We start from the raw sequence: 26,022 nt of genomic DNA, 5'->3' as shown, positions 1-26,022 counted from the left end.
GGAATTGCCGAAGACCATCCAGACGCTATACATTTACGCATGGCATTGAACATTGGTTGGGAGCTTTACCGATCGTTTCTTGGCGTACTCAAGGAAGGATCGCTGTCAGGGGCCGCACGGCAGCTCGGCATCACACAGCCCACCGTCGGTCGGCACATTGCCGCGCTGGAAACGGCCCTGGGCGTGGTGCTGTTCACTCGCTCCCCCACCGGCCTGCTGCCGACGGCAGTGGCTCACACCATGAGGGCCCACGCCGAGACCATGGAGCGCATGGCCGCCGCCCTGGAACGCAGCGCCTCCTCCCAGGGCGACAAAGTGCGCGGCGTGGTGCGTGTCTCCGCCAGTGAAGTGGTCGGCGTGGAAGTACTGCCACCGATCATCACGCGGTTGCGCCAACAGCATCCTCAGCTCAAGGTCGAACTGGTCCTGACCAACCGCCTGAGCGACCTGCTGCAATTGGAAGCCGACATCGCCGTGCGGATGGTCCGCCCCAGCCAGGAGCAATTGCTGGCACAGCGCATCGGCCTGATCGAAGTCGGCCTGCACGCCCGCGACGATTACCTGCACCAGCACGGTACGCCGCAAGAGTTGAAAGACCTGAGCGACCACGCGGTGATCGGCTACGACCGGGAAAACGCGTTTATCCGCAGCCTGGCCGTCAAAGGCTTCGAGCGCGGCACCTTCGCCCTCAGCAGCGACAGCGACCTGGCGCAACTGGCGCTGATCCGTGCCGGCGCCGGCATCGGCGGATGCCAGGTCAAGCTGGCCCAACAAGACACGCGCCTGCGTCGGGTGCTGCCGGAGGCATTCGCGCTCAAACTCGACACCTGGGTCACCATGCACGAAGACCTGCGCAACAGCCCGCGCTGCCGGGCGACGTTTGATGCGCTGGTGGCGGGTTTGCAACGTTACATACAGGATTGAGACAGCTTCGCTGAGGAACAATGAAAATCCCTCAATCCCTTCACAGCCGCCGCCATGACCGAAGCCTTCGAAGTCCCCAGCCCCCACGAAAAACACATCGAACACACCACCGAACATGCCCACGCGCGCGGCGACAATTTCGCCAGCCGCATTGCCGTGATGACCGCGCTGATGGCCACCCTTGGCGCCATGCTCAGCTACCAGGCCGGCTCCACCGAAAGCGAAGCGGCGATGGACAAGAACAACGCTGCCATTTTCAAGACCGAAGCCGCCAACCAGTGGAACTACTACCAGGCCAAATCCAGCCGGCAAAACCTGGCGGAACTGGCTACCCATATTCCCGGTGTGGACGCCGCGCATTACAAGGATGAGAGCGAGCGCTACAAGGGCCAGAAGGAAGACGTGCGCAAACAGGCCGAAAAGCTGGAGGCAACCTCACGGGAATGGGATCAGAAATCCGAAGAAGCCCTGCACCAGCATCACCGCTGGGCCCAGGCAATGACGGCGATTCAGATCGCGATTTCGTTGGCGGCGATCACGTTGTTGACGCGCAAGGAATGGTTGAAGCGCCTGTCGTATACGGCAGGCGGTGTGGCCTTGGTGCTGGGTGGCCTGGCGGGGTTGCATTTCTGATAATTTCGCTTGGGCGCCCAACACCTGTCGCTATATAGTAAACTGCATAACGCTAGCCACCGCACAAGGAGATACCGGTGTCCGCACAACCCAAAGAAGCCGTGGGCGCCGCCTACAGCATCGAATCCATGCGCTATGCCCAGGCCATGACCTGGCAGGCCATCGAACAACTGGCCCAACGCATCCGCCCCGGCATGCTCGAATCCGAAGCGCGCGAGTTGGGCAAACACGTCCTCGCCGACCTCGACATGCAGCGCATCTGGCACCCGCTGCTGGTGCGCTTCGGCGCCAATACCCTCAAGACCTTCAAGCAACGCTCCGACGGCGACCCGGTACTGGGTGAAAACGACATTTTCTTCATCGACATGGGCGCCGTCTGGCAAGGTCACGAAGGCGACGCGGGGGCCACCTTCAGCACCGGCACCGACCCGGACATGATCGCCTGCGCCAACGCGGCCAAAGCGCTGTTCGACCGCGTGCAAGCGCGCTGGAAAAACGACCAGGTCATCGGCCTCGAACTCTACCGCTACGCCGAGGCACAAGCCCAGGCCATGGGCTGGCAGTTGAACCTCGACATCAAGGGCCACCGCGTCAGCGACTTTCCCCACGCGATCCATCGTGGCGGCGACCTCGGCGACTTCGAGCACTACCCGAATGCAGGGTTGTGGATTCTGGAGATTCAGATCGCTCACCCGAGCAAGCCGTATGGCGCATTCTATGAAGACCTCCTCGCTTAATCGTTCAAAGGAACCAGAATGGAACGCTACACCGAATTTCCCGTGCTGTTGTTTTCCTACGGCACCCTCCAGGACAAAGCCGTCCAACTCGCCAACTTTGGCCGAGAGCTGACAGGCCAGCACGACGCCATGTTGGGCTACTCAAAAAACTGGGTAGAAATTACTGACCCGCAAGTGCTGGCCACCAGTGGCAAGACCCACCACCCGATCGTCGCGCCGAGCACCGAACAAGGCGCCAGCGTTGAAGGCATGGTGTTTCAGATTAGCGAGCAGGAGTTGGCGGCGGCGGATGCGTATGAAGTGTCCGACTACAAGCGAGTCAGCGTGGCGCTGGCATCGGGCCTCACAGCTTGGGTGTATGTGCAGGCCTGAACGATGGGCGATTGATTTCAATATGTTACAGGAGCGTTTAGAGTATCGCCCCCCGAGAATTGAATCTCGGGATTCAGTCCATGGAGTTACTCAGTGAAGTACGTCAGTAAAGTGGTTGCAGCAGCTGTTCTCGGTTTCACCCTCGCCGGCTGCACCGGCACCGCCATCAAATCCCCGCAATACGACAGCAGCCAATACACCGTGCTGGGTCACAGTGAAGCCAGCGCCACCGGCATCATGCTGTTCGGTGTTATCCCGATCGGCCAGAACAGCCGTTTCGTCCGCGCCCAGACGGCTGCCATCCAGGCAAAAGGTGGCGACGCGCTGATCAATACCGAAGTCCAGGAAAAATGGTTCTGGGCTTGGGTGCTGAGCGGTTACACCACCAAGATCTCCGGTGATGTGGTCAAGCTGAAAACTGCACACTAAGCCGGACGTTGCTCTATTTGCGCGGGATTTGACCTGAGCAAGCGACGTATCATGGGCCAACCTTTCGAGGATGGCCCATGAACCTCAGTATCCTTTACGCACTCGCCGCCGCCGCGCTGTTCGGCGCCAGCACCCCGCTCGCCAAAAGCCTCGGCCTGGGCCTCTCGCCCGTGCTGCTCGCAGGCCTGCTTTACCTCGGCAGCGGTGCCGGACTCGCCATCGTGCGCCTGATCCGCGATCGCGGCTGGACCCCCACCGGCTTGACCCCCTCCGAATGGCCCTGGCTGCTCGGCGCCATTGCGTTCGGCGGCATCCTCGGGCCCGTGGCCCTGATGTTCGGCCTGACCCGCACCTCGGGCGCCACCGCATCGCTGATGCTCAACCTTGAATCGGTATTGACCGCGTTGATCGCCTGGCTTGTGTTCAGGGAAAACGCAGACCGTCGCATCGTCCTCGGGATGATTGCGATTGTGCTGGGTGGCGTGGCGTTGTCATGGCCCCAAGGCGGCGCCGACAGCCACGATTGGACCGGGCCGCTCGCCGTGGCGGTGGCCTGCCTGTGCTGGGGCATCGATAACAACCTGACACGCAAAGTGTCGGCCTCGGACGCATTGTTTATCGCTGGCGCCAAAGGCTTGATCGCGGGCGTGGTCAACTGCAGCCTGGCGCTGTATCTCGGCGCGCAGATCCCCGGCCTGGCGCAGCTCGTGCCGATCTTGCTGGTCGGGTTTCTCGGCTATGGCATCAGCCTGGTGCTGTTTGTGCTGGCCTTACGCGGGCTGGGCAGTGCGCGTACCGGCGCTTATTTCTCTACCGCGCCGTTCCTCGGCGCCGCGCTGGCCTTGCTGGTGCTGGGCGAGTCGGTGACCGGCGCGTTCTGGATTGCAGCAGCGCTGATGGCCGCCGGGGTGTGGCTGCACCTGACCGAGCGCCACGCCCATGCACATCAGCATGAGGCGACGGAACACGGGCATCGGCATGTCCATGATGAGCACCATCAACATGAACACCCGTTCGAGTGGGACCCGGCGATGCCGCACAGTCACCTGCATACCCATAGCCCGATCAAGCATAGCCATCCACATTTTCCGGATATTCATCATCGGCATCGGCATTAAAGGCTTGACCCGATAGCCACAGCCTCCCATCGAGCCTGCTCCGCTACCACCCGATTACGCCCGCTTTGCTTGGCCTGATACAAAAGCTGATCAGCCCTCTCCAGCACAGCGGATATCGAATCGCCACCGGGATGCCATAGCGCGACGCCCAGCGAAACGGTGATGTGCCCGACCGTTTCGATGTTGGCGGCATCGATCGAGGCACGCAGTCGCTCGGCGACATCCGTTGCAACCTGAAGTGAACTATTGGGTAACAACAATACGAACTCCTCGCCACCGACCCGACAAGGCAGGTCGTTGGACCGTGAATTCTGCTGCATGAGCCTCGCAATGGCGCGCAGCGTTTCATCGCCCACACCATGGCCAAATGTATCGTTCACGCGCTTGAAGTGATCGATGTCCATGGACACGACCGCGAACGCCTTGTAGGCATCCTGCCAGCGCAACAGAACGTCCTGCATCGCCCGGCGATTGGCCAGCCCGGTCAACGCGTCGGTTTGCGCTTGCTGGTTGAGTTTGCCGATCTTTTCCTGCAGCAGGGTGGCGCCGAGCAGCAGCGCTCTGCGAATCTGCCAGCTTTCGAAATAGCGCGTCGGGATTGCGCTGATACGTTCGTAGCTGTCCGGTGAGTCCAGCCGTTTGGCGCAATCGGCAAGCCTGGACAACGGCACCGAGATTCGCGCGCCCAGCCACCAGATCAACACGATTCCGAACAGCGCCAGCGGCGCGATGCCCTGCGCCACCTTGGCCATGGTGTGTCGCAGGATGGCTTGGATGTTATCGAGCGGCTGCTGCGAGATCACCCCCCAACCGCTGATGGGCACCCTGGCGAAACCGGCGAGCATTTGCACGCCATCGGCATCTATCGCCTGCAATGTTCCCCCATCGTGACTGAGCGCCGCGTCGTCGATCAACCCCTTTCCTGCGACTGTCCCGATGTGCTCGGGATCGGAGTGATAGAGCACCCGGCGGGCGCTGTCGACAAGATAGACATGCGCCCCGTCCTTGCGCACATTGGTGTCCATCAGCGCCTGGAGCGTATTCCTCTGCTCAAGTCGGACACTGCCCCCGATCAACCCCAGGTACTCTCCTTTCGCGTCGAATATGGGGTGGCTGACAAAGACCACCAGATTGCCAGCCATGGACTTGAACGCGTTGCTGATTATCGGCACGCGAAGGCTGAGAGGCTCGCGGTGTTGCAGCGTGCGCCCATCGAGGTGGAGGTTTTCGGGAGCCGAGGCAATGATTGTCCCCGCAGCATCGGCGATCAACACGGAGTTGAAACTGGCGTCTTGCCCAAACAGTCGCTGGACTTCCTCCGTCAAATTCTGCTTATCGCCAAACGCTTTGCCAATGACGAACGAGCTGTATTTCAATTTATCGAGGTCGGAATTGAGTACCTGCTCCACACTCCGAGCGATCCGAGAGGCGTAGGCCTTGTTCACTTCCAGCGCATTCTCGATCAACTCCTGCTTCTGAATCGTGAACGTCACCCAAAAACTGTTGGCCAGGGTTGCGATTGCCGAAAGCATTACAAAGATAAGAATCAGAATACGAAGGTTGAGTTTCGGCTTCGGTCGGGTGGTCATATTACGCAGTCCGGATGGGCGGAAGAATTGCAAACGATTCGATGCAGGATGAATCGTCCTTGTTTTCGCAGGCACCTCTTCGACCATCGTTGACCGAAGCAGCCCGCTTAACCAGCCTGGAAGCCCACCTGCCAATTCTGAACGCGCCGAGCGGGCGTGTCCGAAGGCTGACGGAAAAAAACAGCGTCAGTCCCACATTGGGCCTATATGGCCTTTTTTTCAGCCGCAAGAAACCACAAACCCCCGACTTTCTCTAGGAAAATCAGGGGTTTGTGTTTGCAGAATGTGGCGGTGAAGGAGAGATTCGAAACTACCCGCGAGCGGCATCCTACACACCCCCCCCCGGTTTACAAGGGCTGCAGCCCTGCTGCTCTTGGAAAAAATGGGTATCGCCAGTCCCATGTCAGTCCCATGGGTTTTGCGCCAGGTTGGTGCGAGAGAAGACAAGCACTGCATCTGCACCGATTTATATTGAGGAATGGGAAAAAGGTAATTTTGGTAATGTTCTGCGAAAAATCGGATAAACCCTAATAAAATCAAGTAGTTGATATAGTTTTATAGAGGTAATAATTAGGTAAGTAAGTGGTTAGAAAATTACTTTCAGAGCTAGTAATGCCAGTCAGCCGCCAAACCCAGTAAAATGGGGACTTGAACAAAATATTACCTCTCTCGTTACCTTATATTACCCTCCAAGGTAATGGCTGAAAGCCACGTCCTATAAGGGCTCCAGCCCATTCTGACTTACCGATTACTAAAATTACCCTTTTCCCATCCCGCGCCTGGAAAATAGCCATGCGCCCATCGTTTCGGCGTGTTTTTCCACACACTCTTGATTGGTACTGACGGCCTAAAATTGATGGTGATGCCGTGAAATGCCTCAGAATGCTGGAAACCCGGACAGGCTGGGTCTTACAGTCGTTTTTGCGTAGGGTTCGACAGCGGCGGGTTGACCCTTGATATAAACGGTTCCGAAAACGAAAACACCGCTTGCCGCAGGTTTTCACAACCATAGTCCCCGTAAACCGGGCACCTCGCCTGGGTGACCACTCCCCTGCTGCCCCGTGACGCATGTGCAAGACCACTGCATTTTTTTGCAAAGCCTTGCACTCTGTGCAATTGCGAAACAGCCCCCAGACCCCGCAGCGGGCTTGGGCGGGGGCACCGTTTGCACCCCACTCCCCATTTGCACAAAAAAGGGACACAAAGCCCGTCGGCGGGAGGGGGATAAGTGCTTTTCCTGGAGTTTTTTTCTTCTCCCTCTGCCTTTTAGCACTAGCTCGGTTAACATTTCATCTGACTGCTGAACCAAGATCTCACTACTCCAATACTCTGGTTAAAAAACAGCCTCATAGGCAAACAGAAGCGGTCCTAAATGAGCCACACCTCAGATACCGCAAAAAGGGAATTGCACATGGCATCCGAATTTGAACTAGCTCCAATCTTTAAAAGCGCCGGAGAGATCACCTCCCCGTACTTCACGGCTTTAAAAAATAAATTATCCAAACTTTTACCCGCCTACAGCTACTACTTTAACTCACTAAGCGTAGAAAAATTCAACGCAACCAACCAACAATTAACAAAACTAGAACTCAGTTACAAAGCCATTGACAGCAAAACTTTAATTTCCACATGTAGCTCCGCATACCTAGATCTCGACCATCTATCAACCACCTTTGCACAACAAGCTTTTTTGGATCTTGTCGCGACAAAATTAGAATACCAGCACTTAGCAGAGCATTTTTTTGAGCTGCTCTCTGGAGTATATCGCGATACACGAATTACAAAAAATTCAGACCATATAGTTATTAACTACTCAGAGGCTAATTTTAACCAGGCGAGTTCAATATTCGCGGCAACACTTAATGAAAACTCGATCATATTTCTACCGGATAACGCCGAACAGAGTGAGTTCACATATAAAAGCAACAGGGTAGGAAAAGTCATGTATGTTTGCAAAAACTCAACGCATGCATTTAATAAGCGAAACCTTATGGGAATGCTAAAACTAGAGCCAGCATTCTCCCATAGCACTTTTATATATTTGAAATCTCTAAAAATAAAAAACAAGAAAGTTTTTGCGATAATTGACGAACTGCGCTCCGGTGAGGCGACGACACCTTACATACTCAAAAAAAACTTGGTGAATTTACCGCTATCTACTGGAGGGGCATTTGAAGCGCTGAGCATCGAAATATTAAACTTCATATTCGCCTCAGAATATGAAGACTTCAAGCTAATGGAACAGATACCAAACTATAGCAGCGTTAGAAGAAGAGACTTCATAATAGACAATAGAGCTCCAAAGCATAGATTCTTGAGCGACCTACTTAAGCGCGGAAGCAAATACATATTGTTCGACGCAAAAAATTATGCGGACGAGCTATCGATAAGTCACTTAGATACTTTTTATAGCTACATACAAGAGCAAAAATATTTCGGACGTTTCGGAATCATTCTTTCGCGAAAAGGAGCAAAAACAAATGCTCACCGGCACATCTATCATCGAATGCTAAGCAAGCATGAAGAGATAATAATACTAGATGAAAATGATATCTTGCAGCTTATTGACCTTAGAGCAACGGGGCGCGACCCGCTTTCTTACATCGACGACAAACTTAGAGCACTTCAACTCCAAGTTTAGCGCACAAGCACATCAATTACGGCAATAATGCCTTTCTGCCCTCAGAATACTAAAGGTATTTTAGCATCCAGAGTCGGCTGCCGAAAAAGCTACGTCAGCCTGTAATAGTTTTCAATTTTTCGGATTGTCAGTTGGCGGTAGCTGACGCCATAGTGAATACCGTGGCGTTGCCGGGGGGGTGATTTGGTGCATGGATGTGTATGGCTATTTGAGTATTCATCTGCTCTACCAAGTCCAGCAAATCACACAACACCTGCAGCACGTTGGTTCCTTCGGACCCCAGCCAAGTCTTAGGCGCCACCAGCCGCTGGCTGACCGCCGCCACACTCTCACGCATCCCCTCAATCCTTTCCTCCATATCCCCGCCCACCGTGGCGTTGTGCTTCTGTCCCACCACCAGGTTCAAGTCGCGCCCGGTCGCCTGGTGCAGATCATCCACCGCAGCCAGGCTTGCAGATCCACCCGACAGCAGCTTGAGAGCGCCCAGCGCCTCGATCGTCTTGATTCCACCCACTGACTCAGTGGAATGGTCGTCCACCGTCCTGGTGTGATTCTGGAACGTCTCAATATTCCCCATAGCCTCTACTTCCCGCTCGATCGCCTTGTCCCGGATCTTGCCGTCAGTCTGGCGCAGCCAGTTGCCATCGGCGTCAACGCGCTGCTGACAGGCTTCGCTGTGCTGCCACACCTGGTCGCCCTTCGGCACGCTGGGCATGCTCAACCCGTGGGGCAGGATCGTTTGGATATAGGGCTTGTGCGGCAGGCCGTAGGCAAAGCACACCACAACTTGGGTGCCCTCTTCCGGAAAGGCATAGATGCCCATCTCTTCGCCACCGGTGGGCAGCGGCAACTGGACGCCATCAACCAACTCAAGACTGTGGACACGGTCGATGTCGTCGAGCGGGACAACAAGACCATTCGCAAGCACAAGCTGCACTTCGTCTTCCTGAACACCAAGAGCGGCCTGCCACACGTCAGCGACTTTGTCGTGAGGGACAGGTTCTTCAAAGCGCACTTGAAAGCGGCCGGCGTTCGTTATCGCGGTCCTGGCCAGTGCCGACACACCTACGCCAGCCAGTTGCTCACCACCGGTGTGGCATCGGTTGACTGGATCGCGGAGCAGATGGGCCACACCAGCGCGAACATGATCCGCCAACACTATGGAACCTGGATTAATGAGGACGGACCAGACGTAGTTGGTATGCTGCAGTTAGCGCTCAAGCTCTAAGAAAAACGAGTCAATAACAGCTAGTGAGCGAGAAAACTGAGACAGTCACTCCTATACTGAAATTTCTAGATATACCTGTCCAAAATCACCTAGCCGGTGTTGTAGAATCTCGAGACACAGCCTAAAAACTCACTAGTAAAGGCCCAATTTAGATGGACAAAAAAAACGCCGCACCGCCGGAAACAACGTCAAAAAAGCTGTTACTTTCTGATCTTATACCTGAAAAATCAGAAGTTAAGACATCGCTGGGACCGTTATATGTCCGAAGTGCAAATCGCGGCGACTGGAAGCATTTCGATAGTAATAAACCAATGGAACTAGGAAGAATTGCTCTACAAAGACTAGTAAGCCGTGAACAAAGCAAGCTAGTGAACGCCACACTATCAGATGAAGACTTTGAGAAATTAATAGATACTGATCTTTTCGCGCTAAACTCGATGATTGCTAAGAAAAGTGAATTGAGGGATTTACCTGCACAACCGGGACTCATAGAACTTGGAGGTGCAGTGCAGATCGGCAAGGAAAAAGAGGCTCTACGCAGCAAAAAAGTACTCGATGAAATGCGCAAATCCATTGACAACAGTTATAGTTTCCTTGGACAAAGCGCGGTAAAAAAGCTCCAAGAGCAAATGTCTGCACTGACAGACATTCGCGAATCTATTTCCGCGTCTGAAACTCTAAGAACTGCAGCTGAACTGTCAGACTTCAACGTATCATCTGACCTAAAGAGAGTTGCAGATACATTACGACCACTTGCTGAAGATTACACTCTCGGCCGGCTAGGCTCCGCCCATAAAACATTCGAACCCTATATTACGTCCCCAGAGGAAACGGTGCTTGGAAGGGCTACGCTAGAAAGTGTGGAGAATTCACGTGATACCAACATTCGCATAAATGCGCTGCTCGAAATCGTTAGTGGGCTTAACCAGACAATAGTAGCCGACATTCTTCCAGGCTGGATTCAAAAGGCCAAAGACGATCAGAACCATGCAAATAAATCGTTCGACCAGGCTAAAAGAAGCCTGAACTGGACAAAATGGACGGTCATACTATCAGCGATAATTTCGTTTGCAGCAACTTGGTGGCAAATCTCAGCATCGCAAAGCATCGATGATGGAAACTCAACATCTCAAAAAATAACTGAGAATTTGCTACGCGAACAATTATCTGTTCAGCGAAAATTATCTGAACAACAAACCAAAGAGACAGCGCAACTGAAGCTCCTTCTTGAAAATCAATCGATAGACGCAGAAAACTTGCGAATGATGATAGAGTTAAGTCTACCTACCCCTAGCCATAACTGGTATCAACTCACGGTTCCCTTGTCAGATTGAATTCCGTCAACAGAGCCCACCAACAAGAAGGAAAAATATGTTTTCGGATCGCGATTTTATCCCATCTTCATTTCGCACTCTACTTCTACACAATGAATCTTTGTCCTAACCAAGAGTTTAATACAAAATGGGAAAATTTTTCACGGACCACCTAGCTGATATTGGAACTATTGCCACTATTCTTTCGCTGCTAATAGCCGTGGGTGTCCTTGCGTTTTCGGCGTTTAGATATGTGACTGTTCAAAGAGATGAGCTGCGCAACCATCGATACGAGCGATATCACCACCTTCTACGAACCATCAGCAGTGGTTCGGATGCCGCTGGTCAGCTAAAACGCGTAAGTCAACAAGCCTACATTTATGAGCTGCGCCATTTCCCAGAATACAAACACCTAACCATTCGCTTGTTGAGGTCACTGCTGGAGGAGTGGAGTAAAAACAGCGGAGCCAAAGACCCTGTGCTTGAGGCAGAAGTAGCTGAAACGATAGCTGCATTGAAATGATAACCGTTAGAAGGGCTCTTTCTTCAAGGTACATTTGAGACCCGAGGGAGTTGGCTATCGCAGGCCAGGCCAATACCGCCACGCCTGCACAAGCCAGTTACTGACCGCCGGAGTGGCCCTGGCGGACTAGATCTCCGAGCAAATGAGCCACATCAGCGCGAACATGATCCAGTTGCACTACGGCATGTGGAGTAAGAAGGACGGCACACACGTTATCGGCATGCTGCAGCAAACTCTGGGCTTGCAGTCACCCGTTGGTGACGAAGCCCCTTAATGGGGCAAGCGCGAGCAATCCAGCAGCCCATATTCCCATGGATGTTCCCATATGGGCCTTTTTTGCCACCCTAAAAACACAAAACCCCCGAAAACTTTAACGTTTTCAGGGGTTTAGTCGTTTCAAATTTGGCGGTGAAGGAGAGATTCGAACTCTCGATACAATTTCTTGTATACACACTTTCCAGGCGTGCTCCTTAAGCCACTCGGACACTTCACCGTATCTCGTCAAACCAGTTCAGTCTGTCGAGGCGCGCTAATGTAGTCGAAAGACTTGCTGATGGCAAAGGTTTTTTTCAGAATTTTCATGCGGTTAGACCGGTATTCCGTGACGGGCCAGGCGAGGGCGATGATTCTGCCATTCTCAGGCATCGGCGGCACGCGTCTGGGACGGTTGCTGCGCCCTGCCCCGGGCGGTTTACCGCCGGGTTATAGAAGGAAAGCCTGACTGGCCAGTCAGTCACAGCGCTTTACCAGGCCGGGCGTGGTGAGTAACGTCTGCGCATGCACCTCTATAACAAGTCCTACAAGGAACCACGTCATGAGTGAGTTGATCTCTTACCACCTGGAAGACGGTATCGCGACCCTGACCTTGAGCAACGGCAAGGTGAATGCCATTTCTCCGGCGGTGGTCAGTGCATTTAATGAAGCGCTGGATCAGGCCGAGAAGGATCGGGCGGTGGTGATCATCACCGGAACGCCGGGGATTCTGTCGGGTGGCTATGATTTGAAAGTGATGACCGCCGGTCCTAAAGAGGCGATCGGCCTGGTGACGTCGGGCTCGACGCTGGCGCGGCGCCTGTTGGCGCATCCGTTCCCGGTGATCGTCGCATGCCCTGGGCATGCGGTGGCCAAGGGCGCGTTCCTGCTGTTGTCGGCGGATTATCGGATCGGGGTCGAGGGCCCGTTCAGCATTGGCCTGAATGAAGTGGCGATCGGCATGACCATGCACCATGCGGGGATCGAATTGGCGCGCGATCGTCTGCGCAAGTCGGCGTTTCAGCGTTCGGTGATCAACGCCGAGATGTTCGACCCGCAAGGCGCATTGCAAGCCGGTTTCCTCGACAAGGTGGTGGCGCCGGAAGCGTTGCACACGGCGGCACTGGAAGCGGCGCGGCAGTTGAAGAAGCTCAATATGAACGCCCACAAGCAGACCAAATTGAAAGTGCGCAAAGCCCTGCTCGAAGCCTTGGATGAAGCAATCATCCAGGACCAGGGCCATATTTTGAGCTAAGCCGCCTGCATGTGCCGTATCAAAGCCCGACCTTGAGTCGGGCTTTTTCTTACAAAAACAACCGACTAATCCTTGGCCGCTCTAGTCTGCCCCTGCTGGCACTTATTGAAACATGTACTTAAACATCGCCTATCTCCTACCTCTATCGGGGCAATTGCCGAATACAGTGTACATCCGTACACTGCGCCACCTTTTGTCTCGATGGTGCCGTGTCGATGCTGTTTCTGTTGCGTATGTCGTTGATGGGCCTGCACTTTATCCTCGCCGGCGGCTTGGGCGTGTTGCTGGGGATCTGTCGGCCGTTCAACCCGGACAACAGCCGTCTGTGCGCGCGCCTGTATGCGCTGCCGGCGATGCGAATACTGGGGCTGCGCGTCAAGGCCGATGTCGATTCGCTGCGCAACAAACCCGGCAGTTGTCTGATCATCGCCAACCACCAGTCCAACTATGACCTGTTTGTGCTGGGCACCGTGGTGCCGCACCGCACCGTGTGTATCGCCAAGAAAAGCCTGAAATGGGTGCCGTTGTTCGGCCAGTTGTTCTGGCTGGCGGGCAACGTGCTGATCGACCGCGGCAATGCGTACAAGGCACGCCGCGCGATGCTCACCACCACCCGGACGCTGCAGCATAAGGACACGTCGATCTGGGTCTTCCCGGAAGGCACGCGCAACCTGGGCAAGGGCCTGCTGCCGTTCAAGAAAGGCGCGTTCCACATGGCGATTGCCGCCGGCGTGCCCATCGTGCAGGTGTGCGTGAGCAATTACGTCACCCATATGCAACTCAATCGCTGGAACAGTGGCGATGTACACATACGCTCGCTGCCGCCGATTCCTACCACCGGCCTGACTGTGGATGACATCCCGGCGTTGATGCAAGCCTGCTACGCGCAGATGGATGAATGCATCAAGGCGATGGACCACGAACTGCAAAGTGCCATAACAATAGAACTCGCTTCCAGCTAAGCTGCCCAACATCTGTTCCCCTGATAAGAAGTGATCGGCACCATGGGTAGAGTTGTTGCGGCCGCTGTTTACAGCGCCGGAAAGAAAGTTACCGATATCACCCTCGACGAAGGCGCGGCCTGGGCCGCCAAACCCGGGCATTTTGTCTGGATCGGCCTGGAAGAGCCCGACGCTCGCGAGCTGGGCAACCTGCAACGCCAGTTCAACCTGCATGAACTGGCCATCGAAGACGCCCTGGAAAAACACAGCCGCCCCAAGCTGGAAACCTTCGGCGACGCGCTGTTTATCGTCACTTATTCTCCGGTGCGCGAGAACGGCAAGCTGGTGTTTATCGAAACCCATATCTTTGCCGGCAACGGCTACATCATCACGGCGCGCAACGGGCACTCGGCGTCCTACGGTTTGGTGCGCCAGCGCTGTGAGGCACGGCCATTGTTGCTGGAGCATGGGGAAGATTTCGTACTCTATGCACTGCTGGATTTCGTCACCGAAAACTATCAGCCGGTCAGCGAGGCGATCCACGCCGAGATCGATGAGCTGGAGCGCAACGTGCTGTGCAGCTCACTCAATGAGCACGATATCCAGAACCTCCACAGCCTGCGCCGTGACGTGCTGAGCCTGCGCCGCTACGTGGCACCGATGGTGGAGATCAGCGAAGAGCTGCAGAAGCTGAGTTTTCCATTCATCGACAAGAACATGCGCCCGTATTTTCGTGATGTACAAATCCACGTCACACGGCAGATGGAAGACCTGGCCACCCTGCGCGACATCGCCAGCCAGACCATCGAGATCGGTGTGTTGCTGGAGGCGTCGCGCCAGAGCGTGGTGCAGCGCAAGTTCGCCGCGTGGGCAGCGATCCTGGCGTTCCCCACGGCGGTGGCGGGGATTTACGGGATGAACTTCCAGAACATGCCCGAGCTGCAATGGCATTACGGTTATTTTGGCGTGCTGGGGTTCATCGCCGTAGGGTGCAGCGGCTTGTGGGCCAGCTTCAAGCGTTCGGGCTGGCTTTAACCTTGGCTTCAGGCTTGTGCGCGACGAAGCGCATCATCCACTCCGCCACGGTCACACCGTGGTGGTCGCGCTCGAGGCTAGCCACGCCATTCTTGTAGACCTTCTCGCCCAAGGTCGTCTGAAGAATCTCCAACAGCTCGCGGGAATAGTCGTGGATGAACTCGGGGTGCCCCTGGAAGCACAGCACCTGATCGCCGATGTGGTACGCCGCAAACGGGCAAAACTCGCTGGAAGCGATGACCGTGGCATTGTCCGGCAAGGTGGTCACCTGGTCCTGGTGGCTGATCAACAACGTCAGCTCCGGTACCTCAGGGCTCATCCACGGCGCCTTGGCATCGATTTTGTAATCGTGGATGCCCATGCCCCAGCCCTGGCCGGCGCGCTCGGTCTTGCCGCCTAGCAGCAACGCCAACAATTGGTGACCGAAACAGATGCCCAACAACTTGTCGCCGCGCTCATAGCGGTTGAGCAGGTAGGTTTTGAGCGTCTGAATCCAAGGGTCGGTGCCAAACGAGTCGGCCTTGCTGCCGGTTACCAGATACGCGTCAAACACCTCGTCATCCGACGGGTATTCACCCTGCACCACGTTGTACACGACAAACTCGGCCGGGATCGGCTGCTTGGAGAACAGGCGCTTGAACATCTGCCCGTAACCTTGGTACTGATCGATCAAGCCTGGACGCAGGATATCGGTTTCCAGGATGCAGACGCGTAGCGACATAAAAAATACCTGACACGGCGATGGGAATATTGAACACCTCCAGAGCCTGCCTTGAAATGTACCTGCAAAGCAAGCCCCGCATCGATCACCGAAATACTTCACCCTGTGCGGCTTTCTGCAGCAACAACGCCGGCGGCGAGAAGCGCTCGCCATACTGCTCGGCCAGGTAGCGCGCCCGTGCAATAAAGTCGTTCAAGCCGTACTGGTTGATAAATTGCAAAGCGCCACCACTCCACGCCGCAAAGCCGATACCGAAGATCGAACCGACGTTGGCGTCCGCGGTGGACATCAACACGCCCTCCTCCACGCAGCGCACGGTTTCGATGGCCTGGATAAACAACAAACGGTCGCGCACGTCCTGCGCTGAAATGCGTTGGTCGGGGCGTTCGAAGCGGCTTTTCAGTTCCGGCCACAAATACTTCTGCCCACCTGCGGGGTACTCATAGAAACCGCCCCCCGCCGCCTTGCCCATGCGCTGGTATTCGTTGACCAACAGATCAATCACCTGCGTCGCCGGATGGGTTGGCGCGGCTTTACCTTCGGCCTGCAGATCCTTGGCTGTCTGCTGTCGGATATGGCTCATCAGGCTAAGCGACACTTCGTCAGACACCGCCAGCGGCCCCACCGGCATACCGGCCTTGCGCGCTTCGGTCTCGATCATCGGCGCAGCCACGCCTTCGCCGAGCATGGCAATGCCTTCGTTGGTGAACGTGCCGAACACCCGCGAGGTGAAGAAGCCGCGACTGTCGTTGACCACAATCGGGGTTTTCTTGATTTGCAGGACGAAGTCGAAACCACGGGCCAGGGTTTCGTCCGAGGTCTGTGTACCCTTGATGATTTCCACCAGGGGCATCTTGTCCACCGGGCTGAAGAAATGCAGGCCGATGAACTTGGCCTGATCCGGCACCGCCGTGGCCAGGCCACTGATAGGCAAGGTGGACGTGTTGGAAGCGATCACCGCGTCCGGGCCGACCACGTTTTGCGCGGCCGCAGAGACCCTGGCCTTGAGCTCACGGTCTTCGAACACCGCTTCGATGATCAAGTCGCAGCCGGCCAGGTCGGCGTCAGACTGCGTAGGATGGATACGCGCCAAGGTGGCTTCGCGCTGCTCGGCGGTCAATTGCCCACGACTGACCTTCTTGTCCAACAGTGTGGCCGAGTGCGCCTTGCCTTTCTCGGCGGCTGCGAGGTTGATGTCCTTGAGCACCACCTCAACGCCTGCACAGGCGCTGACATAGGCGATCCCCGCGCCCATCATCCCGGCACCGAGCACGCCGACCTTGCGCGTCAGGTAAGGCGCAAAACCCTCAGGGCGCGAACGCCCGGCGTTGATGTCATTGAGCTGGAACCAGAAGGTGCCGATCATGTTTTTCGCCACCTGCCCGGTGACCAATTCGGTGAAGTAGCGGGTTTCGATCAGGTGCGCGGTGTCGAAATCCACCTGGGCACCTTCCACCGCCGCGCAGAGAATTTTCTCCGGCGCCGGCAAGCAGCCATTGGTTTTGCTGCGCAGGATCGAGGGCGCGATGGCGAGCATCTGCGCGACTTTCGGGCTGGACGGCGTGCCTCCGGGGATCTGGTAAGCCTTGTTGTCCCAAGGCTGCGCGGCCTCGGGATGGGCGAGAATCCAGGCGCGGGCCTTGGCCAGCAGTTCGTCGCGATCCGCTGCCAGCGCGTCGATCAAGCCCGCTTGCAGGGCCTGCCGTGGGCGGATCTTCTTACCTTCGAGCAAATACGGCAGGGCTTTTTCCAAGCCCAACAGGCGCACCATCCGCACCACGCCACCGCCGCCCGGCAGCAGGCCCAGGGTGACTTCCGGCAGCCCTAGTTGTAGCGACTGGTCGTCCAGCGCGACCCGGTAATGACACGCCAGGCAAATCTCCCAGCCACCGCCGAGGGCCGCGCCATTGATGGCGGCGACCACCGGTTTGCCAAGGGTTTCCAGGCTGCGCAGTTGCGCCTTCAGTACCCGCACACTGTCGGAAAATTCCTTGGCGTGGGCCTTGTCGACCTTGATCAGTTCATTGAGGTCGCCACCGGCAAAGAACGTCTTCTTCGCCGAGGTGATGACCACGCCGGCGATCCCGTCCTTTTCCGCTTGCAGCCGCGCCACGGTGGCCGCCATAGCCTCGCGGTACACAGCGTTCATGGTGTTGGCGCTCTGGCCAGGCATGTCGAGGGTCAGGACCACGATCTGGTCCTGGCCTTTTTCGTAACGAATGGCTTGGGTCATGACAATTCCTTGGGCTCAGAGGCGTTCGATAATGGTGGCGATGCCCATGCCACCGCCGACACACAGGGTGGCCAGGCCGTAGCGTTGTTGGCGCACTTCCAGTTCGTCGAGCAAGGTGCCGAGGATCGCGCAACCGGTAGCGCCCAGCGGGTGGCCCATGGCGATCGAGCCGCCGTTGACGTTGACCCGGGCGGCGTCGATGCCCATGTCCTTGATGAACTTGAGTACCACCGAGGCGAACGCCTCGTTGACCTCAAACAGGTCGATGTCCTCGACGCGCAGCCCGGCCTTGGCCAACGCCTTGCGCGTGGCTGGCGCCGGGCCGGTGAGCATGATGGTAGGGTCGGTGCTGGTGACCGCCGTGGCGACAATCCGCGCCCGCGCTTGCAGGCCCAGCTCGCGGCCCTTGGCCTCGGAGCCGATCAACATCAACGCGGCACCGTCGACAATACCGGAGCTGTTGCCGGGGGTGTGGACATGGTTGATCCGCTCGACATGGCTATAGACCCGCAGCGCGGTGGCGTCGAAGCCCATCTGCCCGATCATCTCGAAGCTGGGCTTGAGCTTGCCCAGGCCTTCGAGGGTGGAGTCGGCACGGATAAATTCATCGTGGTCCAACAGCACAAGGCCGTTCTGGTCCTGCACCGCGATCAGCGACTTATTGAAGGAACCGTCTGCGCGCGCCCGGGCCGCTTTCTGCTGGGAATGCAGGGCGAAGGCGTCGACGTCCTGACGACTGAAGCCTTCCAGGGTCGCGATCAAATCCGCGCCGATGCCCTGGGGCGTGAAATGGCTGTGCAGATTGGTTTGCGGATCGAGCACCCAGGCGCCGCCATCGCTGCCCATGGGCACGCGGGACATCGACTCGACGCCACCGACCACCACCAGGTCTTCGAAGCCGGAACGCACTTTCATCGCGCCCAGGTTCACGGCCTCCAGGCCCGAAGCGCAGAAGCGGTTGACCTGGACACCGGCGACGCAGACGTCCCAGTCCGCCACCAGCGCGGCGGTCTTGGCGATGTCGGCGCCCTGGTCGCCCACGGGGGTGACGCAGCCAAGGACGATGTCATCGACCTGACGGGTATCAAGGTCGCTGCGCCGGGCCAGCGCCGTCAACAAACCCGCCACCAGGTTTACCGGCTTGACGCTGTACAAGGCACCGTCGGCCTTGCCTTTGCCCCGGGGCGTGCGTATCGCATCAAAGATCAAAGCTTGGGTCATGACATCCTCGAACCGCTGTGCATGTGTGCCCTTACCTTAGGCCCGATTGACACGGTTTCAATGACGGATGCGCTCATTGCGTTTGACCCCCTCGCTCGGACGAACGGTAGCAGATGAGTGCAACCGTTTGATTAATCGTTTTAGCGGTCTAGCCAAGGCATTGGCGCCAAGATGGCGATAGGCCTCATACCTCTTTCAGTAAAAAATATGACAAGTTGATATGAAATGGATCTAAGCCACGCAGAACGAGGGCTCTAAGGTTCACTCAGTAGGAAGTTGCTGCCGGGTTTTGCTGGAGCAGCTGTAAGAAAAGCGACACGTCACGTTGCGATACTGAAATAAACCGGCACGCATTTGACGCTCAGGAATAACAACAAAAGGCAGTCAGCCATGTTCAAGCATTCGAAAATACGTCAGGCGGGACTTATTCTGTTCGCCACCACACTGATTCTGATCTTGCCCAACCTGACCAAGGTGCTTGGGTGACGAATCACACGCGCCATTCTGTACATCAGGCTTGCAGTTTTTGGCAGCTCCTGCGGGGACATTGCGTATAGCGGTCCCGTTGCAGGGGCTGCCGTTTTGCCTGGGAATTTTCCGGTATCTTAGGCGCCACTTCTTCTCGCACCGGGCTTCTCTCTTGAAATCGATCCTCGCCCTCTTCGCCTTGTTCCTCGCCCTGCCCGTTGCCGCCGCGCAGTTGACCATCGAGCTGGACCACACCAGCAAGACCTGGCAGACCGAAGACCTGCTCAAGCACCCCGATGCACAGACGGTGCATATCGTTGATGACGTTTCCTACAAGCGAAGCATGACGTATCGCGCAGTCCCGCTGGCGGTACTCCTACCGGGTCTGCAGACGGAAAACCATCTGCAGGCCATCGCGCTCGACGGGTTCGCCGCCGAACTGAGCGCCGCGCCTTTGCTGGAAACACACGGCGCCCGCGCCTGGCTGGCGGTGGAAGATCCCAGCGATCCGTGGCCCGCGCTGGCCGCCGACAAGCCGAGTGCCGGGCCGTTCTACCTGGTGTGGACGAACCCTCAGGCCGGGCACATCAGCCCCGAGCAATGGCCGTTCCAGATCTCCGGGATCAAGCAGTTGAAGACGGTTGCCGAGCGTTTTCCGGCGTTGCTGCCCGATCCGAAGCTGGGTGCGAATGATCCGGTCAACCAAGGTTTTGCGCTGTTCCAGAAAAACTGCCTGGCCTGTCACCGCCTCAATGGGGCTGGCGATGCACAGGTAGGGCCAGACCTGAACATTCCCTACAACCCCACCGAATATTTCAGCGGCGATTTTCTCAAGCGCTATATCCGCGACCCACAAAGCCTGCGGCGCTGGCCCCAAGCGAAAATGCCGGCCTTCGCCGTCGGCGTGTTGCCCGAGAGCGAGCTGGCGTTGCTGGTGGAGTATTTGAAGCATATGGCCGGGCGCAAGCAGCAGCCCTGAGCTATTGCTGCTGCACCGAAACCAGCGGCGTCGGCGCCACCGACACCTTGGCATGCATCTGCTCATGCCCGCCGCCGCGCCGCATGCCGCGTACCGGGCAGGCGTCCAGATAATCCAGGCCCACGGCCAGTTTCAGGTGCCGCTCCGGCCGCGCCAGTTGGTTGGTCACGTCAAAGCTGTACCAGGCGTCGTCCAGCCAGGCTTCGGCCCAGGCGTGACTGGCCAGGTGCGTGCTGTCCTCGGTGTACAAATACCCCGACACATACCGCGCTGGAATCCCCAGGCTGCGCGCGCAGGCCAGGAACGCGTGGGTGTGGTCCTGGCACACCCCCGCACGCCCCGCGAAGGCCTGCGCGGCGCTGGTGTCGACCTCCGTGGCGCCGGGCGTGTAGACCATCGAGTGGTTGAGCGCGTGCATCAGGTCGATCAAGGCGCTGCGGTCGCGGCGCTGATGGCAATGCTGCTCGGCAAAGCGGCGCAGGGCTTCGTCGGGCTCGGTCAGCCGCGTACTGCGCAGGAACGGGTAGGCGGACTGGCTCTCGTGCTCAGCCTCGCGCAACTCGTCGATATCGACCTGGCCACGGGCACCGATGATGATGGCGTCGTGAGGCTCGTCCAGGGTCAGCACATGCAGGATATTGCCGAACGGGTCGACCTGGGCGCGCACCGGACGCGGTAGATCCAGTTGCCAACTGAGTACGTGCTGGCGTTCGCTGTCGTGGGGCGTAAGGCGCAGGTACTGGATGCTGGCGCGCACCTGATCGTCGTAGTGGTAGGTGGTTTCGTGGCTGATGGAGAGTCTCATGCCGCCTCCAGGTAGGAACTGTAGATGGCGTCGCCCAACTGGCGGACCAAGGGAATAAAGTCGGTCAGCCAGGCATGCAGGCCTTCCTCGAGGATTTCGTCGATGGCGGTAAAGCGCAGGCGTGCATCCATTTCGGCGGCCAGGCGCTGGGCCGGGCGGCCGTTGAGGCCGGGCAGGCTGGCGAGGATCTGGTCGATCTCTTCGCTGCAGGCCCGCAGTGAACGCGGCACATCGGCGCGCAACAGCAACAGCTCTGCCACTTGCCGGGCGCCGGGGGCGTCGCGGTAGATCTCGGTGTAGGCCTCGAACGACGACAACGCGCGCAACAAGGCACTCCACTGGTAGTACGCGTGGGCCGTGCCATCGCTGACCGCTTCGGCCTGGTCGCCAGCCATTTCATAGCGTGCGTCCAGCAGCCGCAGGGTGTTGTCGGCGCGCTCGATGAAAGTGCCCAGACGGATAAAGCGGAAAGCATCGTTGCGCATGATCGTGCCGTAGGTGGCGCCGCGAAACAGGTGCGAACGCTCCTTGACCCACTCACAGAACCGGCTCATGCCGTAGCGGCTCAAGCCTTGCTGGGCGATGTCGCGGATATCCAGCCAGGTGGCGTTGATGTTTTCCCACATGTCGGCCGTGATTCGCCCACGCACCGCATGGGCGCTGGCCCGCGCAGCACCGAGGCAGCTGTAGATGCTGGCCGGGTTGGCCGCGTCCAGGGCGAAAAAGTGCAGCAGGCGTTCGGCGTGCAGCTCACCGTGTCGCGCGTGGTAGTCGTCCAGCGTGCCGGTGATCAGCAACGGCATGGCCAGTTCATGCAGGCCGTCGCCGCGCCCGTCCTGGGGCATCAGCGACAGCGAATAGCTGACGTCGAGCATGCGCGCGAGGTTTTCCGCGCGTTCGAGGTAGCGCGACATCCAGTACAGATCCGAGGCAGTTCTACTCAACATGGCATCAGTCCTCAACCACCCAAGTGTCTTTGGTGCCGCCGCCCTGGGACGAGTTGACCACCAGTGAACCTTCGCGCAGCGCCACGCGGGTCAGGCCGCCGGGCACCACGCGGGTTTCCTTGCCGGACAACACGAACGGGCGCAGGTCGATATGGCGCGGGGCGATACCGTTTTCGACGAAGGTCGGGCAGGTGGATAAACACAGGGTCGGCTGTGCGATATAGGCGTGGGGCTTGGCCTTGATACGCGCGCGGAAGGCTTCGATTTCCGCCGCCGTGGAAGCCGGACCGACGAGCATGCCGTAGCCGCCGGAGCCTTGGGTTTCTTTGACCACCAGGTGCGGCAGGTTAGCCAATACGTGGGACAGTTCGTCGGGCTTACGGCATTGGAAGGTCGGAACGTTCTTCAAGATCGGTTCTTCATCCAGGTAAAAACGGATCATCTCGGTGACAAAGGGGTACACCGACTTGTCATCCGCCACCCCGGTGCCGATCGCGTTGGCCAACACCACATTGCCCGAACGATAGGCGGCAAGCAGGCCGGGGACGCCGAGCATGGAGTCCGGGTTGAAGGCCAGCGGGTCGAGAAACGCATCGTCGAGGCGGCGATAGATCACGTCCACGGCCTTGGGGCCGTCGGTGGTACGCATGAAAACGCGGTCATCGCGCACGAACAGGTCGGCGCCCTCCACCAGTTCCACGCCCATTTCCCGGGCGAGGAAGGCATGCTCAAAGAACGCACTGTTGAAACGCCCGGGGGTCAACACCACCACGCTGGGGTTATCCAGGGGGCTGGCGCTTTTCAGGGTGTCGAGCAGCAAGTTGGGGTAGTGGTCGATCGGTGCGATACGCTGGGCCGCGAACAGTTCGGGGAACAGGCGCATCATCATCTTGCGGTCTTCGAGCATGTAGCTGACGCCGCTGGGCGTGCGTAGGTTGTCCTCCAGCACGTAGTAAGTGCCGTCACCATCACGCACGAGATCGACACCGGAGATGTGGGAATACAGATCGCGGTGCAGATTCAAGCCCTGCATAGCCAACTGATACTGCTCGTTGGCCAGCACCTGTTCGGCGGGAATGATCCCGGCCTTGATGATGCGTTGTTCATGGTAGAGGTCGGCGAGAAACATGTTCAGCGCCTTGACCCGCTGAATGCAGCCACGTTCGACAATCCGCCATTCACTGGCGGGAATGCTGCGCGGGATGGTGTCGAAGGGAATCAGGCGCTCGGTGCCCTGCTCATCCCCGTAGAGGGTGAAGGTGATCCCGGCGCGGTGAAACAGCAAATCGGCTTCACGCCGGCGCTGGGCCAGCAGTTCAGCGGGGGTTTCGGCCAACCAGCGGGCGAACTCGCGGTAATGAGGGCGAACCTGCCCTGCCCCATCGTACATTTCGTCGTAATAAGTGCGGATCATGCCGTACTCCTTGTCACCCGGACGCAAGAATCATCGCAAGGCCCGTGCCAGCGGCATAAACACTTAAAAATCAGTGAGTTAAATAATAGCGGGGAGTTAAGCGCACCATCCTGGTGCGCGGAATGCCCGGTGTCTTGTCGCGCGCTTCATCACAATGCGGGCTTTGACTATCAACAGCATAGCCAGTGTTGATTTCACTGCCCGCCCCCCGGTGCGGATAATCACCGTCATCTGCTGAACAGGACTCGTCCTACAGCCTTACCCATCGAGCAATCGGTACCGTGTGATCTCGTGTATCGACCGACTCCTCCGGTCTTCCCTTTCGACCACCCCACTCGGGTGGTTTTTTTTGCCTGGAAATACAGCGCGAGTTGCGTCTGATTTCAGACGCCACAAACAAAATCGGCCGACCCAAAGGTCAGCCGATACGCTGTGTTTCTCATACTGCTACATGGGTAACCCACGCACCTCCTGCTTGACGCCCCATCCTTCGATGATCCCGCCCAGCGGCTCGACCACCGCTTCAAAGTCTTGCTCGAAGTCTCCTATGCCGTCGTAGGTTGCAAACATGATCTTGCTCAGTTCCAGGTACCAGGCGCCATCGTCGCGCGCGCTGACCTGGGCATTCAGGGATTCGCCACGAAACCGACCCGCAGCCCTGCGCGCCCGTTCCTCGTCCGGGAAAATGGCGTAGAACTCGATGGGGTGGAACCGTGAAAAATCGAAGCCGCCTTCTTTCATGCGGCGCAGAACGTTGGTGCTGATGTCTTCTTGATAGGCTGTGCTCATGAAACGTCCTCCTCAAACCGATGGATAGACTTTCCGTGCTTCCCGAAGCCCACGCCTTACTGGCGCGGGTACTACGGCAATGACATCACCGCTGGAAAACAAGCATGTAGCTGACAAGACCAGACCTTAGCGATTCATTCGCTGATCTCACTTGCAGAGTAGCGCGAAGCTATCACCTCCACCAGAGGCGCTTGAATGGCAGACAGGGAATGTTCAGACGACGGGAGAGATGTCGAGGATCTGGATACTGTTCTGGTCTTTGAGGATCTTGACCGTCGGTTCGGGTTTACGGCCTTCCAGGTCATTGAGGTCCAGTTCGGCGGCCACCGGCACCAGCTTGTCGCGAATCAAGTGTGCCGCATCTTCGAGGCTGGGCTTGCGCTCGCAGGTGAACTGCTCCACGGACTGCACACCGTGATCATCAACGAAGGTAATCTGCCACTTTTGCATCGGTGCCTCCTCGATAAAGCCCGCGTGTGGGCTTACCTCTATCTGGACCTTGAGGGCTCGCTAAACGTTCCACTCAAGGTCGCAGGCACCGGGTCTGCCGCGCTTACTTCTCGGCGCGTTCCCTGAGGGCTTTCAAGGTGTTGAACGGGGCGTCCACCACGAACTTGTTGGCCAACCACGAAGGCACGCTGCCGCCTGGCTCGGTGTGTACCTGGTAGGTCACTTCGGTTTCGTTGGCACCTTTAGGCACCAGTTTCCAGAAGCCGTCGACCTGGGCCACGCGCACATAACCCTTCACTTCCGGCTGATAGGTCGGCACTTCCAGCAGGGTGCGGGTCACGCTGCCGTCGGCGGCCTTGGCCGTAGTGATTTCCAGGATCGAATCGCGGTCGGTCACTGGGAACGGGGCCTTGAATTGGGTGTAGGTCCAGCTCTTGACGCCCTCCTGCTTGAGCAGTTTTTGCGACTTGCAGTCATGAATCCAGGCGCAGGCACCGACCGCATCTTCCTGCAAGGCCTCGATCTTGGCCACGGGGGCCTTGATCACTGTCACACCGCGATACGCCTTGTACTTGGAACCGGCGACTTCGCTCAGCGACACCTTGATCCCGTCTTCATCCTTGGCGACTTGCCAATCCTCAGCCTGAGCAGTGGCAGCAAACAACACCGTAAAACCGCACAACACAGCCATTCGTTTCAGCGAAACCATTGTTGTATTCCTTATTGTTGAAGTTCCGATAGTAAAGCCATCAAGCCGCCGTCATCTGCTCCCACCAGCCGATCAACCTGATCGCATCGGCCTGGTCGGTGCCGCAGACCTCGATATCCGCCTTGAAATCACTGCACACCGCCGGCCGTTCCGGTTGCCCGAACAGCAGGCATAACTGTTCGACCGACAGGTGCAGGCAGCGTTCGCCCGCGGGTTTGCCGTGGGGCATTCCCGGCAGCGGTGAACTGATGGAGGGGGCGATGCAGCAAGCGCCACAGCCTTCACGGCATTTCATG

At 57.6% G+C, this 26,022-nt stretch carries 25 protein-coding genes and 1 tRNA gene; 13 read left to right on the top strand and 13 right to left on the bottom strand.

The features are described from left to right. The first annotated feature begins 39 nt into the window (after nt 1–39). The 6 genes from C5F70_RS01915 (at nt 40) to C5F70_RS01890 (ending at nt 4,213) form a co-directional block, all read left to right on the top strand. On the top strand, nt 40–924 hold the full coding sequence (locus tag C5F70_RS01915; RefSeq protein ID WP_104902637.1) for a LysR family transcriptional regulator: 885 nt from the start codon (nt 40–42) through the stop codon (nt 922–924). Nucleotides 925–978: 54 nt separating this feature from the next. Beyond that, a complete protein-coding gene (locus C5F70_RS01910) occupies nt 979–1,557 on the top strand; it encodes a DUF4337 domain-containing protein (protein ID WP_017848491.1) in 579 nt (192 codons plus the stop codon). Between the two features lie 77 nt (nt 1,558–1,634). Then, on the top strand, nt 1,635–2,294 hold the full coding sequence (locus C5F70_RS01905) for a M24 family metallopeptidase (RefSeq protein WP_046489354.1): 660 nt from the start codon (nt 1,635–1,637) through the stop codon (nt 2,292–2,294). Between the two features lie 18 nt (nt 2,295–2,312). Further along, a complete protein-coding gene (locus C5F70_RS01900; protein ID WP_017848493.1) occupies nt 2,313–2,666 on the top strand; it encodes a gamma-glutamylcyclotransferase family protein in 354 nt (117 codons plus the stop codon). Nucleotides 2,667–2,759: 93 nt separating this feature from the next. Continuing rightward, nucleotides 2,760–3,095, top strand: a complete 336-nt coding sequence (locus C5F70_RS01895; RefSeq protein WP_046382401.1) for a hypothetical protein — start codon at nt 2,760–2,762, stop codon at nt 3,093–3,095. Between the two features lie 77 nt (nt 3,096–3,172). Further along, the gene (locus C5F70_RS01890; RefSeq protein ID WP_104902636.1) at nt 3,173–4,213 is read left to right on the top strand and encodes a DMT family transporter; all 1,041 of its coding nucleotides are present in this window, start codon (nt 3,173–3,175) and stop codon (nt 4,211–4,213) included. Here C5F70_RS01890 and C5F70_RS01885 read toward each other — a convergent pair. After that, a complete protein-coding gene (locus C5F70_RS01885) occupies nt 4,210–5,802 on the bottom strand; it encodes a sensor domain-containing diguanylate cyclase (RefSeq protein ID WP_104902635.1) in 1,593 nt (530 codons plus the stop codon). The genes C5F70_RS01890 and C5F70_RS01885 overlap by 4 nt on opposite strands. A 1,411-nt stretch (nt 5,803–7,213) precedes the next feature. On the opposite strand from C5F70_RS01885, the gene C5F70_RS01880 reads away from it, so the two are divergent. Further along, complete coding sequence (locus C5F70_RS01880) at nt 7,214–8,443, top strand: hypothetical protein (protein ID WP_104902634.1); 1,230 nt, start codon at nt 7,214–7,216, stop codon at nt 8,441–8,443. A 127-nt stretch (nt 8,444–8,570) separates the two neighbouring features. Here the strand turns inward: C5F70_RS01880 and C5F70_RS01875 are convergent, their stop codons facing one another. Further along, a complete protein-coding gene (locus C5F70_RS01875; RefSeq protein ID WP_256588342.1) occupies nt 8,571–9,575 on the bottom strand; it encodes a hypothetical protein in 1,005 nt (334 codons plus the stop codon). A 248-nt stretch (nt 9,576–9,823) separates the two neighbouring features. Between C5F70_RS01875 and C5F70_RS30465 the strand changes: the two genes are divergently transcribed. Both C5F70_RS30465 and C5F70_RS01865 read left to right on the top strand, forming a co-directional pair. Continuing rightward, nucleotides 9,824–11,005, top strand: a complete 1,182-nt coding sequence (locus C5F70_RS30465; RefSeq protein ID WP_158683830.1) for a hypothetical protein — start codon at nt 9,824–9,826, stop codon at nt 11,003–11,005. Between the two features lie 127 nt (nt 11,006–11,132). Further along, nucleotides 11,133–11,507, top strand: coding sequence for a hypothetical protein (locus C5F70_RS01865; RefSeq protein ID WP_104902633.1), 375 nt, complete (start codon nt 11,133–11,135; stop codon nt 11,505–11,507). 403 nt (nt 11,508–11,910) lie between these two features. On the opposite strand, the gene C5F70_RS01860 is transcribed toward C5F70_RS01865, so the two are convergent. Then, a tRNA-Ser gene (locus C5F70_RS01860) sits at nt 11,911–12,000 on the bottom strand. Between the two features lie 321 nt (nt 12,001–12,321). Between C5F70_RS01860 and C5F70_RS01855 the strand changes: the two genes are divergently transcribed. The 3 genes from C5F70_RS01855 to C5F70_RS01845 all read left to right on the top strand — a co-directional run bounded on the left by C5F70_RS01855 (nt 12,322) and on the right by C5F70_RS01845 (nt 14,990). Next, nucleotides 12,322–13,014, top strand: coding sequence for a crotonase/enoyl-CoA hydratase family protein (locus C5F70_RS01855; RefSeq protein WP_017848500.1), 693 nt, complete (start codon nt 12,322–12,324; stop codon nt 13,012–13,014). Between the two features lie 215 nt (nt 13,015–13,229). Further along, complete coding sequence (locus C5F70_RS01850; RefSeq protein ID WP_017848501.1) at nt 13,230–13,976, top strand: 1-acyl-sn-glycerol-3-phosphate acyltransferase; 747 nt, start codon at nt 13,230–13,232, stop codon at nt 13,974–13,976. 42 nt (nt 13,977–14,018) lie between these two features. After that, nucleotides 14,019–14,990 (top strand): magnesium and cobalt transport protein CorA, encoded by a 972-nt coding sequence (locus C5F70_RS01845; RefSeq protein WP_026140214.1) that lies wholly within the window; start codon nt 14,019–14,021, stop codon nt 14,988–14,990. On the opposite strand, the gene C5F70_RS01840 is transcribed toward C5F70_RS01845, so the two are convergent. The 3 genes from C5F70_RS01840 to C5F70_RS01830 form a co-directional block, all read right to left on the bottom strand. Beyond that, nucleotides 14,968–15,711 carry an amidotransferase gene (locus tag C5F70_RS01840; protein ID WP_104902632.1) on the bottom strand — a complete coding sequence of 248 codons (744 nt, stop codon included), beginning with the start codon at nt 15,709–15,711 and terminating at the stop codon, nt 14,968–14,970. The two genes, C5F70_RS01845 and C5F70_RS01840, sit on opposite strands and share 23 nt — an antisense overlap. An 85-nt stretch (nt 15,712–15,796) precedes the next feature. After that, on the bottom strand, nt 15,797–17,944 hold the full coding sequence (locus tag C5F70_RS01835) for a 3-hydroxyacyl-CoA dehydrogenase NAD-binding domain-containing protein (RefSeq protein ID WP_104902631.1): 2,148 nt from the start codon (nt 17,942–17,944) through the stop codon (nt 15,797–15,799). Nucleotides 17,945–17,959: 15 nt separating this feature from the next. Beyond that, on the bottom strand, nt 17,960–19,165 hold the full coding sequence (locus C5F70_RS01830) for an acetyl-CoA C-acetyltransferase (protein ID WP_017848505.1): 1,206 nt from the start codon (nt 19,163–19,165) through the stop codon (nt 17,960–17,962). A gap of 640 nt (nt 19,166–19,805) precedes the next feature. On the opposite strand from C5F70_RS01830, the gene C5F70_RS01825 reads away from it, so the two are divergent. Further along, nucleotides 19,806–20,612 (top strand): cytochrome c, encoded by an 807-nt coding sequence (locus C5F70_RS01825; RefSeq protein WP_104902630.1) that lies wholly within the window; start codon nt 19,806–19,808, stop codon nt 20,610–20,612. A gap of 1 nt (nt 20,613) precedes the next feature. Here C5F70_RS01825 and C5F70_RS01820 read toward each other — a convergent pair whose 3' ends face one another. From C5F70_RS01820 to C5F70_RS01790, 7 genes are all read right to left on the bottom strand, one after another. Then, on the bottom strand, nt 20,614–21,417 hold the full coding sequence (locus tag C5F70_RS01820; protein WP_017848508.1) for a transglutaminase family protein: 804 nt from the start codon (nt 21,415–21,417) through the stop codon (nt 20,614–20,616). Further along, on the bottom strand, nt 21,414–22,364 hold the full coding sequence (locus C5F70_RS01815; RefSeq protein WP_026140215.1) for an alpha-E domain-containing protein: 951 nt from the start codon (nt 22,362–22,364) through the stop codon (nt 21,414–21,416). Before C5F70_RS01815 ends, C5F70_RS01820 begins: the two co-directional genes overlap by 4 nt. A 4-nt stretch (nt 22,365–22,368) precedes the next feature. Next, on the bottom strand, nt 22,369–23,778 hold the full coding sequence (locus C5F70_RS01810; protein WP_046382394.1) for a circularly permuted type 2 ATP-grasp protein: 1,410 nt from the start codon (nt 23,776–23,778) through the stop codon (nt 22,369–22,371). Between the two features lie 447 nt (nt 23,779–24,225). Continuing rightward, complete coding sequence (locus C5F70_RS01805) at nt 24,226–24,567, bottom strand: ribonuclease E inhibitor RraB (RefSeq protein ID WP_003193463.1); 342 nt, start codon at nt 24,565–24,567, stop codon at nt 24,226–24,228. A 213-nt stretch (nt 24,568–24,780) separates the two neighbouring features. Further along, complete coding sequence (locus tag C5F70_RS01800) at nt 24,781–25,017, bottom strand: hypothetical protein (protein WP_046382393.1); 237 nt, start codon at nt 25,015–25,017, stop codon at nt 24,781–24,783. A 103-nt stretch (nt 25,018–25,120) separates the two neighbouring features. Continuing rightward, nucleotides 25,121–25,726, bottom strand: coding sequence for an START domain-containing protein (locus tag C5F70_RS01795; protein ID WP_104902629.1), 606 nt, complete (start codon nt 25,724–25,726; stop codon nt 25,121–25,123). A 40-nt stretch (nt 25,727–25,766) separates the two neighbouring features. Then, nucleotides 25,767–26,021 (bottom strand): YkgJ family cysteine cluster protein, encoded by a 255-nt coding sequence (locus C5F70_RS01790; protein WP_017848513.1) that lies wholly within the window; start codon nt 26,019–26,021, stop codon nt 25,767–25,769. Between the last annotated feature and the right edge of the window lies 1 nt (nt 26,022).

The sequence above is a fragment of the Pseudomonas sp. LH1G9 genome (assembly GCF_002949975.1).
GTDB lineage: Bacteria > Pseudomonadota > Gammaproteobacteria > Pseudomonadales > Pseudomonadaceae > Aquipseudomonas > Aquipseudomonas veronii.
The sequence above is the reverse complement of the archived record's forward strand: the minus strand, read 5'-3'. Positions and strand labels throughout refer to the sequence as shown.